The sequence below is a fragment of the Pseudomonas sp. BNK-15 genome, from assembly GCF_047456105.1.
Lineage (GTDB): Bacteria > Pseudomonadota > Gammaproteobacteria > Pseudomonadales > Pseudomonadaceae > Aquipseudomonas > Aquipseudomonas putida_E.
Genome location: NZ_CP179898.1, coordinates 3,028,633 through 3,040,642, shown reverse-complemented (window position 1 = coordinate 3,040,642; position 12,010 = coordinate 3,028,633). Strand labels below are relative to the sequence as shown.

11 protein-coding genes and 1 pseudogene are annotated in these 12,010 nt (G+C 61.4%); 7 read left to right on the top strand and 5 right to left on the bottom strand.

Translation table 11 applies throughout. The features are described 5' to 3' along the window. Nucleotides 1-128: 128 nt before the first annotated feature. The 5 genes and pseudogenes from ACMGF5_RS13890 to ACMGF5_RS13870 form a co-directional block, all read left to right on the top strand. A pseudogene (locus ACMGF5_RS13890) lies at nt 129-1,145 on the top strand (cache domain-containing protein); the annotation flags it as partial. Between the two features lie 93 nt (nt 1,146-1,238). Then, nucleotides 1,239-2,003, top strand: coding sequence for a methyl-accepting chemotaxis protein (locus tag ACMGF5_RS13885; RefSeq protein ID WP_371316836.1), 765 nt, complete (start codon nt 1,239-1,241; stop codon nt 2,001-2,003). A gap of 183 nt (nt 2,004-2,186) precedes the next feature. Next, nucleotides 2,187-3,308 (top strand): glycosyltransferase family 4 protein, encoded by a 1,122-nt coding sequence (locus tag ACMGF5_RS13880; RefSeq protein ID WP_115273669.1) that lies wholly within the window; start codon nt 2,187-2,189, stop codon nt 3,306-3,308. Continuing rightward, on the top strand, nt 3,301-4,065 hold the full coding sequence (locus ACMGF5_RS13875; RefSeq protein ID WP_115273668.1) for a DUF2334 domain-containing protein: 765 nt from the start codon (nt 3,301-3,303) through the stop codon (nt 4,063-4,065). The genes ACMGF5_RS13880 and ACMGF5_RS13875 overlap by 8 nt, the downstream gene beginning before the upstream one ends. Next, nucleotides 4,062-5,054 carry a lysylphosphatidylglycerol synthase transmembrane domain-containing protein gene (locus ACMGF5_RS13870; RefSeq protein WP_115273667.1) on the top strand — a complete coding sequence of 331 codons (993 nt, stop codon included), beginning with the start codon at nt 4,062-4,064 and terminating at the stop codon, nt 5,052-5,054. Before ACMGF5_RS13875 ends, ACMGF5_RS13870 begins: the two co-directional genes overlap by 4 nt. A 188-nt stretch (nt 5,055-5,242) precedes the next feature. Here the strand turns inward: ACMGF5_RS13870 and purU are convergent, their stop codons facing one another. Further along, the gene (gene purU / locus ACMGF5_RS13865; protein ID WP_012312928.1) at nt 5,243-6,094 is read right to left on the bottom strand and encodes a formyltetrahydrofolate deformylase; all 852 of its coding nucleotides are present in this window, start codon (nt 6,092-6,094) and stop codon (nt 5,243-5,245) included. 297 nt (nt 6,095-6,391) lie between these two features. Here purU and mvaT point away from each other — a divergent pair, with 297 nt between their 5' ends. After that, on the top strand, nt 6,392-6,769 hold the full coding sequence (gene mvaT, locus ACMGF5_RS13860; RefSeq protein WP_012312927.1) for a histone-like nucleoid-structuring protein MvaT: 378 nt from the start codon (nt 6,392-6,394) through the stop codon (nt 6,767-6,769). Nucleotides 6,770-6,849: 80 nt separating this feature from the next. Here the strand turns inward: mvaT and sbcB are convergent, their stop codons facing one another. The 3 genes from sbcB to ACMGF5_RS13845 all read right to left on the bottom strand — a co-directional run bounded on the left by sbcB (nt 6,850) and on the right by ACMGF5_RS13845 (nt 9,202). Next, a complete protein-coding gene (gene sbcB / locus ACMGF5_RS13855) occupies nt 6,850-8,286 on the bottom strand; it encodes an exodeoxyribonuclease I (protein WP_115273665.1) in 1,437 nt (478 codons plus the stop codon). 46 nt (nt 8,287-8,332) lie between these two features. Beyond that, a complete protein-coding gene (locus ACMGF5_RS13850; RefSeq protein ID WP_046784962.1) occupies nt 8,333-8,692 on the bottom strand; it encodes a PilZ domain-containing protein in 360 nt (119 codons plus the stop codon). A gap of 123 nt (nt 8,693-8,815) precedes the next feature. Continuing rightward, entirely contained in the window at nt 8,816-9,202 is a 387-nt protein-coding gene (locus tag ACMGF5_RS13845; RefSeq protein ID WP_046784899.1) for a hypothetical protein, read from the bottom strand. Between the two features lie 171 nt (nt 9,203-9,373). Between ACMGF5_RS13845 and pyk the strand changes: the two genes are divergently transcribed. Next, on the top strand, nt 9,374-10,828 hold the full coding sequence (pyk, locus tag ACMGF5_RS13840; RefSeq protein WP_012312923.1) for a pyruvate kinase: 1,455 nt from the start codon (nt 9,374-9,376) through the stop codon (nt 10,826-10,828). A gap of 54 nt (nt 10,829-10,882) precedes the next feature. Here pyk and ACMGF5_RS13835 read toward each other — a convergent pair whose 3' ends face one another. Next, entirely contained in the window at nt 10,883-11,803 is a 921-nt protein-coding gene (locus ACMGF5_RS13835) for an iron-sulfur-binding ferredoxin reductase (RefSeq protein WP_251962016.1), read from the bottom strand. Nucleotides 11,804-12,010 lie beyond the last annotated feature (207 nt).

Genomic DNA, 12,010 nt, shown 5'->3' with positions numbered 1-12,010 from the left:
CCGATAGCTCTGGATGATATTCGCCTTTGAAGACAGAACACCCCTGAAAGGACTTTCGGGATGTTGCACTGTTTTAAGCGGTACTCGTGCGAACGCCCGATAAAAACCTTAGCGGAACCGATCACGCCATGAACAAAAGCCTTCGTTTCAGCCACAAGATTCTTTTGGCCGCATCACTGATCGTGATACTCGCCTTCAGCCTGTTCACCCTCTACAACGACTATCTCCAGCGTAATGCCATCCGTGAAAACCTGGAGAATTATCTGGCTGAAATGGGCACATCCACTTCGAACAACATTCGCAACCTGTTCGAAGGCCGTATAAAACTGGTTGAAAACCTGGCGCAGAACATCGCCCAGCAACCTGCCAGCGCAGAAACGCTGATGGGCCAGAGCGCCCTGACGTCAAGCTTCCTGACCGTCTACCTGGGCAAGGTCGACGGTGGCTTCAGCGTGCGACCCGACTCGAAGATGCCTGATGGCTACGACCCACGTACCCGCCCCTGGTACAAGGATGGCATGAGCGCCCCGGGCGCCATCCTCACCGAGCCCTACATCGACATGACCACCAACCAGATGGTCATCGGCATCCTCAGCAAAGTGTCCGCGGGTGTCGGCGTGGTCGGTGGCGACCTGGCCCTGGACGGCCTGGTGCAGATCATCAACTCGCTGAATTTCGGCGGCATGGGCTATGCCTTCCTGGTCAACGACCAAGGCAAGATTCTGGTGCACCCGGACAAGGCACTGGTCATGAAATCGCTGTCGGACCTGTTCCCGCAGCACACGCCGAAACTGACCGGCGAGCTCACCGAAATCGAGGCCGATGGCCAGACCCGCCTGCTGACCTTCACCCCGATCAAGGGCCTGCCATCGGCCAACTGGTACATCGGCCTGTCGGTGGACAAGGACAAAGCCTTTGCCATGCTCAGCAACTTCCGTACGTCGGCCGTGATCGCCACGGCGGTGGCGGTCGTGATCATCATTGGCTTGCTGGGCCTGCTGATCCGCGTGCTGATGCAACCCTTGCTCACCATGACCCGCGCCATGGAAGACATCGCCGAAGGTGAAGGCGACCTGACCAAACGCCTGAAAATCCACAACCATGATGAGTTCGGCATCCTCGGCACCGCCTTCAACCGCTTCGTCGAGCGCATCCACGGCTCGATCCGCGAGGTGTCCTCGGCCACCGAGCAGGTCAACGAAGTGGCCCTGCGCGTGATCAGCGCCTCCAACTCGTCGATGACCAACTCGGACGAGCAGTCCAACCGCACCAACAGCGTTGCCGCGGCCATCAACGAACTGGGTGCCGCCGCCCAGGAAATCGCCGGCAATGCCGCCCAGGCTTCGCAACATGCAAGCTCTGCACGCCTGTTGGCCGAAGAGGGCCAGCAAGTCGTGACGCGCAATATCGAGGCGATGAATCGCCTGTCGGACCTGATCGTCACCTCCAGCGCGCACATCGAAACGCTCAACAGCAAGACGGTGAACATCGGCCAGATCCTTGAGGTGATCACCAGTATTTCCCAACAGACCAACCTGCTGGCGCTGAACGCCGCCATCGAAGCCGCACGGGCTGGAGAAGCCGGGCGTGGTTTTGCCGTGGTCGCCGACGAAGTACGCAACCTGGCGCACCGTACCCAGGAGTCGGCGCAACAGGTACAGGCGATGATCGAGGAGCTGCAGGTCGGTGCCCGCGAGTCGGTCGATACCATGGGCCAGAGCCAGCGCCACAGCCAGGACAGCATGGCGATCGCCAACCAGGCCGGTGAGCGCCTGGACAGCGTCACCGTGCGCATCGGTGAAATCGACGGCATGAACCAGTCGGTGGCCACTGCAACCGAGGAGCAGACAGCCGTGGTCGACTCGATCAACATGGACATCAATGAGATCAACATGCTCAACCAGGAAGGGGTCGAGAACCTGCAGGCCACCCTGCGGGCGTGCTCGGACCTGGAGCAGCAGGCCTCCCGCCTCAAGCACCTGGTAGGCAGCTTCCGCATCTAGCGCCAAGCGGCAAGCTGCAAGTAAAAGCGGATTTGGCGCCGCCTCTTGCTTGCAGCTTGTAGCTTGCAGCTCCCACCCAACCCAACCCAACCGAACAAACTATCCTTCAGGTAGGTCAACCTTAGGCGCGTCATCCCCGGCCTGTTACAGCCCGATGACGGACCAAAAGTCGATCCCGGAGGGATGCTGATCGTGCACATCGCTGACATCACCATGTTCTACGCCCCGGCCAGCGGCGGCGTACGCACTTATCTTGATGCCAAACACCACCGTCTCGACGCCATTGACGGCGTACGCCACAGCCTGTTGATTCCCGGAGCCAGCGCTCGCCAGGAAGACGGCATCTATCAAGTTCCGGCTCCGCCCCTGCCCTTCGGCAAAGGCTACCGCTTCCCAGTGCGGCTGGCCCCCTGGTGCAATGTGCTGCGCGGCCTCAAGCCCGACCTCATCGAGGTGGGTGACCCCTACCTGACCGCCTGGGCGGCCCTCGAGGCGCGGCGTCAGCTGGATGTACCCGTGATCGGTTTCTATCACTCCGACTTGCCGCTGCTGGTCAGCAACCGCATGGGCAACTGGTTCATGCCAAATGTAGAAGCCTATGTCAGCAAGCTGTACGGCAATTTCGACCGAGTGCTGGCGCCCAGCCAGGTGATGGCCGACAAGCTTCGCCGCCTGGGTGTGCGCGATGTCCATGTGCAGCGCCTGGGCGTCGATCTGGCCACGTTCAACCCGCAACACCGTGACGCGCAACTGCGCGCCGAACTGGGCATACCCGATACCAGTCGCCTGCTGGTCTTCGCTGGCCGTGGCTCGCGGGAAAAAAACCTGCCCGTACTGCTCGATTGCATACAGCGTCTTGGCCGCCCTTACCACCTGTTGCTGGTGGGCTCGAACATGCCAGCCAACGTCCCTGACAACGTCAGCGTGATCAATCGATTCTGCGCGCCGCAGGACGTCGCCAGGCTGGTGGCCAGCGCCGACCTGCTGGTGCATGCCGGCGACCAGGAAACCTTCGGCCTGGTCATCCTTGAAGCAATGGCCAGCGCCACTCCCGTGGTGGCCGTGCACGCCGGGGCCTTCGGCGAGATCGTCAATGAGCAGTGCGGGCGCCTGTGCCGGGCAAACGATGGGCAGGCCATGGCCACTGCAGTGCGTGAGGTGTTCGAAGCCGGCGTGCGCAAGCTCGGGGCCCAGGCCCGCAGCCACGTTGAGCAACATTATTCGTGGGACAATGTCGTCGCCGGCTTGCTGCAGCACTATCAAGCGGTGCTTGGCCATCAACCACAGGTACGCGCCCATGCTTGAGGCCAGCACCGCGCCGGGCAGCCTGATGCTCGTGCTGCACGATATCGCGCCTGAGACCTGGCCGGACTACCAGCCCTTCGTTCAGGCGGTCGACGAAATGGGCCATGTGCCCATGACCTGGCTGGTAGTGCCGAACTTCCATCACCGCAACCCGCTGGCAGGCTCCCCAGCATTCTGCCGCCTGCTCGAACGGCGCCTGGCGCGTGGCGATGAACTGGCGTTGCATGGCTTGTATCACGCCGACGATGGGCCATCGCCAAGCAGCCTGCGTGAGTACTTCATGCGCCGCCTGTACACCCATGAAGGTGAATTCTATGCCTTGAACCAGGCGCAGGCCATGCAACGCCTGGAGGCCGGCCTTGAAGTCTTCGCCCGGCAAGGCTGGCCCGTCGCAGGCTTCGTCGCCCCGGCCTGGCTGATGAGCCAAGGCACCCGCCAGGCCCTGAGCCAACTGCCGTTGCGCTACACCAGCACACCACAGCACCTGTATCGCTTGCCGGACTTCACTGCGTTCAATGCCCCCGGCCTGGTCTGGAGTGCCCGCAGCACCTGGCGCCGCAGCGTGTCGCGAGTGGTCTGTGACTGGCAATGCAGGCGCTGGCGCAACGCGCAAACCCTGCGCCTTGGGCTGCATCCGGTGGACATGCGCCACCGCTCCTCACGAGATTACTGGCTGCGAACGCTGGACAAGCTGCTGATGCAAGGCCGCGCCCCCCTGACCAAGTCGGCCTGGCTACAGCGCCAGGCAAACGGATGAACCGTCTGGGCTGGCTGGCCATGGCTTTGGTGACGGCCATGGTGATACCGGCCCTGCTGGGGGGAAGCGAACTGCTGCCCCGGCTCAAGGCCTTCGACCCCGGCTTGATGCTGACCCTGCTGGGCATGATCCTGCTGTGCTGGGTGATCAATGCCGTGCGGCTGCGCCTGCTGCTTGGCCAGCAGGGAGCAAAGCTTGGGCACGTACGCAGCCTCGGCGTGGTGATGGCCACCGAATTCGCCATTTGCACCACCCCAGGCGGCAGTGGTGGGCCGCTGACACTCATGGCGCTGCTGGCCCGCGACCGTATCGGCCCGGCACGCAGCGGCGCGGTGTTTGCCATGGATCAGTTGAACGACCTGCTGTTCTTCTTCTGTGCCATGTTGGCAATAGCCGGTTACGCACTGTTCCACAGCCTTGGCCGCAGCCAGCAGAGCATGTTGCTGGGCAGCGCGCTGTTGCTGTGCTCGGCACTGGCGGCAATAGTGGCGCTGCTACGTTACCGACGGACGGTGATGCGCCTCAACGGGCGGCTTTTGCAGCGCATGGGGATGGCGCCGGCGCGCAAACGGCGCTGGGCACGCAAGCTGTTGCATTTCATCGATGCCTTGGCGCAGACCTGGCAGCTTCCCAAAAGCACGTTGGTGCTTGTGTTCACCCTCACCTGCGCGCACTGGAGCCTGCGCTACAGCGTGCTGTACCTGGTGTTGCAAGGCTTGGGCGTGGAGTTGTCGTGGATCCCGAGTTTTCTGGTGCAGATGCTCTCGCTCAGTGCCGGGCAATTCAGCCTGCTGCCGGGCGGAGCCGGGGCCGCCGAGCTGACATCGGCAAGCCTGTTGACGCCTCTGGTGGGCAGCTCCACCGCTGCCGCAGCGATCCTGATCTGGCGTGCGGTCACTTACTATTTTTACCTGCTGGCCGGGGGGCCGGTGTTCGTCTGCCTGCTGGCGCGCCCGCTACTGGAGCGCTGGCGGCGTCAGACGGGTTGAGCTGGCGCCAGAGCTCGGCGGCACCGGGAAAATCGGTGCCGTCCTGTTCGCTCAGGGCATCGGGGTCGTAGCGGGCAAGGCAGCCTTCACCGAGGGTGGGCGGTGCTGATGCGGTGGGTTTGTTGCGTGAGCTTGTCATGTTGCATCCCCTGCATAGCTGGGGCTGCGTTGCAGCCCCAAAGCCCGTATCAGTCGAACACGACAGTCTTGTTGCCGTGCACCAGCACGCGGTCTTCCAAGTGATAGCGCAGGCCACGGGCAAGCACCATCTTCTCGACGTCGCGGCCGAAGCGGACCATGTCCTCGATGCTGTCGGCATGGCTCACACGTACCACGTCCTGCTCGATGATCGGGCCTGCGTCCAGCTCTTCAGTCACGTAGTGGCAAGTAGCACCGATCAGCTTCACCCCACGCAGGGCGGCCTGGTGGTAAGGCTTGGCACCGACGAACGACGGCAGGAAGCTGTGGTGGATGTTGATGACTTTTTCGGCGTAATCCTGGCACAACTGCGGTGGCAGGATTTGCATGTAACGCGCCAGCACCACCACATCGGCCGCATGTTCCTGAACCAGGCGCGACACTTCAGCAAACGCAGGCGCCTTGTCTTTCGGGTCGACCGGTACATGGAAGAACGGGATGCCGTGCCACTCGACCATGCTGCGCAGGTCGTTGTGGTTGGAAATCACGCAGGGGATCTCGCAATCCAGTTCATCGGTGTGCCAGCGGTGCAACAGGTCAGCCAGGCAGTGGGATTCGCGGCTCGCCATCAGCACCACGCGCTTTTTCTGAGCCGAGTCAGTAATGCGCCAGGCCATGGAAAACTCTTCGGCGATCGGCGAGAAGGCTTCACGGAAGGCCTCGATACCAAATGGCAGCGATTCGGCGCGGATTTCATGGCGCATGAAGAACCAGCCACTCTGCTCATCGGAGTGGTGGCTCGCTTCGTTGATCCAGCCATTGTACAAAGCCAGGAAATTACTGACTTTCGCCACGATACCAACACGGTCGGGGCAAGCGATCACCAGACGATAGGTGCGCATGAATAAGACTCCAGAACTTCGCAAAGGCGCTCATTCTAGCGGCCCGCCCGGAAAAACGCAGTAATCATTGCACCCCACCGCCGCCCGCCTCCTCGCTTACACGCAAGCCGCGGCACGCTGCAACAGCGAGGGTGAAACATGACGAATTGCGGGGCCTTATGTAAATATTTTTTTAACCTTGAGATATTTTGTCACAGCGACATAAACAGTTGAGGAACTGATTAATAGGTTTACTTGAGAGTTTCGCCTGTCTATTATTGCTCCACACATTTCCGAACACGCCTTAAGGAACACTCCATGTCCCTGATCAACGAATACCGCGCCACCGAAGAAGCCATCAAGGAACTTCAGGCCCGCCTGGCCAACCTGTCGCAGGATGACAAGCTGAAAAAAGAACTGGAGTTCGAAGGCAAACTGCGCACCCTGATGGGCGAATACTCCAAATCGCTGCGCGACGTCATTGCCCTGCTCGACCCGGAGTCGAAACTGAGCAAAGGGCCACGTGGCGCCGTCAAGACCACCGCCACCAAACGTGCGCGCAAGGTCAAGCAATACAAAAACCCGCACAATGGTGAAGTGATCGAAACCAAAGGCGGCAACCACAAAACCCTGAAAGAGTGGAAAGCCAAATGGGGTGGCGATGTGGTTGAAAGCTGGGCGACCCTGCTGGACTGATTGTCCGCTCGATCGCTGTACTGCTAAAAACAAAAACGCCGGCACGATGCCGGCGTTTTTGTTTGCTTGTATAAAACCACTCAAACACTGATGGCAAACTGCTCCGCCAGTTGTCGGGCATGCGCCTGCCAGGCATCCAGCACCTGACGCCCGGCCTCGTCCGCGTTGGCCCAGGCGCTTTGGCGCGCCTGCTCGAAGTCACCCAGCGTGTTGGGTGCACCCCAATGCGGATCGCTCAGCCGCTGCTGGCAGAAACCATACCAGCGTTGCCGCTCTTCGCTATTCAAGGTTTCCGGGAAGTTGCGCGCCCGATACCGGAACAACAACTCAGGCATGCGCGGGTCATCGAACATCCAGTGGCCTTGCCCCAACTGTGCAGGGTCCAGCGTTCTTACTTGTTCGCACAGCCGGCGGTCGCGGTCGCCGAGAAACCCTTCATACAATTGCTGTTCCGGATCGTCACTCGGAACAAAGTCGTCCTTGCCGTAAATGTGTTCCAGCTTGTGTTGCCAAGCATTCTGTTGATTGGCCAACTCTTCAGCGCGTGATTGCACGAGCGCCAAATCGATACCGAGCCGTTGCTGATCGGGCGCGCGCAATACCGAGAGCGGCGCCACTACCGGGCAGCGATTGATCTGCACCAACTTCAGCGGTATGGGTAATTGTCCGTCAGACAATTCCTCACGACGCGTGTACAAGCGTTCACGAAGCACCTCGGCACTTTCCCTTAATAAGGGTAGGGTTTCCTGTTGCAGGTCGCACACAATCAGCGCGTTGCGATTACGTGGGTGCCAGGCCAAAGGCAAGACCACCCCCAGATAATTGCGCGCCGCCGAGAACCGCCCCGATATATGCACCAACGGCTGCAGCAGACGGATTTGCTCCATCACTTTGTGCTTGCTGCGCAACTGGAACAGCCACTCATACAACTTGGGTTGCTTGTGCCGGATCAGACGCGCCAGTGCGATGGTGGCCCGCACGTCGGAAAGTGCCTCGTGTGCATGCCCATGCTCGATGCCATTGGCCTTGCTGAGCAGTTCAAGACGCAGGCTGGTGCGCCCGTCCTGTTGCGGCCAGACGATGCCTTCAGGGCGAAGGGCATAAGCAGTGCGTACCACATCGATCAAGTCCCAGCGGCTATTGCCGCCCTGCCACTCCCGGGCATAGGGGTCGAAGAAGTTGCGGTACAGGCTGTAGCGGGTAACCTCGTCGTCGAAGCGCAAGGTGTTGTAACCGGCGCCGCAGGTCCCCGGGAGGGCCAGTTGCGCGTGCACCCGCGTCATGAACTCGGCTTCGCACAGGCCTTGGCTGGCCAGTTGCTGGGGGGTGATACCCGTCACCAGGCAGGCCGCCGGGTGCGGCAGGATATCGTCGCTGGGGCGGCAATAAAGACTGATCGGCTCGTCGATCTCATTGAGCTCGAAGTCGGTGCGCACTCCGGCCACCTGCAACGGCCTGTCGCAGCGCGGGTTGATACCGGTGGTTTCGTAGTCGTGCCAGAAAATGCTAGAGGTCACGGGGACGTCCTGATCAAAGGTCGCCCCGATTCTAGCGGACATGGCCTCAGACGGAAGCGTTGGCCGGGTGGAAACTGAAATAGTCGCGCAACGAGCGCACGAATTCGTCGTATTCGCGTGGTGCCTGCAGCAGCATGAAGCCCGAATCGTAATGGCCAGGCGTCTGGTCCTCACGGCACCACAGGCAACTGGCGGTCAGGTTGATGAACTGAAAGCCACCACCGGGCAGCGGCAGGCGCAACTGCAACTCGAAATCCGGCCCCACCAGCACCGGTAACTGGCTGATCAACATCAAGCCATCTTCCGAGGCATTGCCCAGCTGCCCGATCGGCTGATCGGTAAAGCGGTTGAAGACCCTCAGTACACAAGGTAACTGATGGCGTTCGATATGACGCTGATTGAACATGGTCACAATTGCAGTCCGTACCCGATGCCAGGAATACGAGGTACTGGCGGTTGTTGTAACAACTGAGTTACAGGTTAACGCAGCGCACGCGGCAAATCCCGTGAAATAAACGATACCTTGGTGTTAACGCCAAGGAGAGGTATTCACCGGGCTGGCCATCGCACCCTCGCCAGCGCGGTAGTGGCCCAGCTTCTCCAGAGTCTGCAGTCGCGCCTTGGCCCGGTAGGCGTACTCGTTGCGCGGATACTGCTGGATCAGGTATTCGTAGGTTTGTGCTGCGTCCACGAAAAGCTTCTGGCGCTCCAGGCACTGACCCCGCAGCAACGACACTTCCGGATGGATGAACGGCCGCGCGCGGCTGGTACGGTCGACCTGTGACAGCTCGAGCATGACCCGCTGGCAATCGCCACGGTCGTACGCACGATAGGCGTTGTTCAGATGGTGGTCCATGGACCAGCGGGTACAGCCGACGGCGCTGGCCGCCAGGGCAAAAACGATCAGGGCTCGCATGGGGATCTCCTTTAATAAAGAGTATATCGGCGTGCCGGTATATTTCTTCAGCTTGCAACTTGCAGCTTGCAGCTGCCCTATCGTACCCGCCTGCAGGTAGTGCAACGGAACAATGACTACAGGGCGATTCAGGAGTAGCCTTTCGCTGCGCTTCACTATAGGAGTCTGTGCATGACCATCCGCCGTACCAAAATCGTCGCCACCCTCGGCCCCGCCAGCAATTCGCCGCAAGTGATCGAACAACTGATCCTCGCCGGCCTGGACGTGGCACGCCTGAACTTTTCCCACGGCACCCCGGACGAGCACAAGGCGCGCGCCCGCCTGATCCGTGAAATCGCTGCCAAGAACGGCCGCCATGTCGCATTGCTGGGCGACCTGCAGGGTCCGAAGATCCGCATCGCCAAGTTCAGCAACAAGCGCATCGAACTGAAGATCGGTGACAAGTTCACCTTCTCCACCGCCCACCCGCTGACCGAAGGCAACCAGGACATCGTCGGTATCGACTATCCCGACCTGGTCAAGGACTGCGGCGTTGGTGACGAACTGCTGCTCGACGACGGCCGTGTGGTCATGCGCGTCGAGACCGCTACCGCAGATGCACTGCACTGCGTGGTGATCATCGGTGGCCCGCTGTCGGACCACAAAGGCATCAACCGCAAAGGTGGCGGCCTGACCGCGCCGGCCCTGACCGAAAAAGACAAGGCCGACATCAAGCTGGCCGCGGAAATGGACCTGGACTACCTGGCCGTGTCCTTCCCGCGTGACGCCAGCGACATGGAATATGCCCGCAAGCTGCGCGACGAGTCCGGCGGCAGCGCCTGGCTGGTGGCCAAGATCGAGCGTGCCGAAGCCGTTGCCGACGACGAAACCCTCGACAAGCTGATCGCCGCCTCCGATGCCGTGATGGTTGCCCGTGGCGACCTGGGCGTGGAAATCGGCGACGCCGAGCTGATCGCCATCCAGAAGAAGATCATCCAGCACGCACGCCGCAACAACAAGGCGGTGATCGTGGCGACCCAGATGATGGAGTCGATGATCCAGAACCCGATGCCGACCCGCGCCGAAGTGTCCGACGTGGCCAACGCCGTGCTGGACAACACCGATGCGGTGATGCTGTCGGCCGAAAGCGCCGCCGGTTCCTACCCGATCGAAGCGGTCCAAGCCATGGCGCGCATCTGCTTGGGCGCTGAAAAGCACCCGACCAGCCAGAAGTCCAGCCACCGTCTGCACACCACCTTCGAGCGCTGCGACGAGAGCATCGCCCTGGCGGCGATGTACACTGCCAACCACTTCCCCGGCGTCAAGGCGATCATCGCCCTCACCGAAAGTGGCTACACCCCGCTGATCATGTCGCGCCTGCGCTCGCACGTACCGATCTACGCACTGTCGCCGCACCGCGCTACCCAGGCACGCGCGTCGATGTTCCGCGGCGTCTATCCGATCGCGTTCGACCCGGCTTCGCTGCCGGCCGACAAGGTCAGCCAGGCGGCAGTCGACGAACTGCTCAAGCGTGGCCTGGTGGAGCAAGGCGACTGGGTGATCCTGACCAAGGGCGACAGCTACCACACCATCGGTGGTACCAACGGCATGAAGATCCTGCATGTCGGTGATCCGCTGGTCGGCTGATCTGCCTCAACCGGCGCCGCTCTGCGGCGCCGGTTCAATCACTGCACACAGTCTTCAGGCATGCTCGACGAACACATCGGCAAATACCTGATTCCTCGGTACCCCCGCAATGAACAGCCGCCGCGCGAAACGCTCTACACTTCCCGGCGAGCCACACACCAACGCGATAGTCTGCCGCGATGATGGCCGCAATGTCGCCAGCGCTGCATCCAGCTGATCCGCCAGTACCCGCTCGACAATCACGCCTTCGATCTGCATCAACGGCTCAGCCAGGTAATGCCCGGCGTCATCATGCGCCACATGCATCACCCTGATCTCCCCCCGATGCCCCTGCCGCACCGCCTCGCGCAAGATGCCCCACAATGGCGCAAGCCCGGTACCTGCTGCCAGCAACCATAGCGCCCGCCCCTGCCAGTCCAGGTCGTAATGCAGCGCCCCACCGCGCAGTTCCCCCAGGCGCAGCGTATCGCCAACTTGCAAACCACGGGCCTTGTCGCAAAAGGCGCCCGGGCGCTGGCAGTCGATATGGAACTCAAGGAAGTCATCTTCGCCCGGCAGGCTTGCCAATGAATAGGGCCGGGCCACCGCACCGTTCCACAGCACCACATGCTGACCGGCCTGATAACGCAATGCCCGCTCCGGCCGCAGGCGCAAGCGCAGCACATCACCGAACCAGTCCAGCGCACAGACCTGTGCAGAGATGCCGTCCTGCAGGGGGTCGAACACCGCTACGCGCAGGTCGTCAATCACCCGGCACTGGCATGCCAACCGCCAGCCCTGTGCGTGTTTTTCCAGCGCCAGGGCCTCGGGCCGTGCATCGGCGGGTTGCCCGTCCAGGCAATGCACCAGGCAGGCGTGACAGCTACCTGCACGGCAGCTGTAAGGCACATTCAGCCCCGCGTCGTTCAGGGCATCGAGCAGATTGCTGCCGGTGGGCACCGTCCAGCGGCGCTCGCCCACACAGAGTTCAGGCATGGTCATCACTTCTCCGGCTATACATCGCCACTCTAAGGCAAGCCGGCATCGGCAGCAAAAAGGATGCCCGTCGCCTGCAGACCATGGTCCAGACCACACGCAGGTGTTTCGCAGGCACAGGCGCGCTATACTGCCGCGCCTTTTTGCGTCGGCCTGACCTGTCGACGCCTTGCCAGGCGTTTCGACACGCAGGTGTGCAGTGTCGGA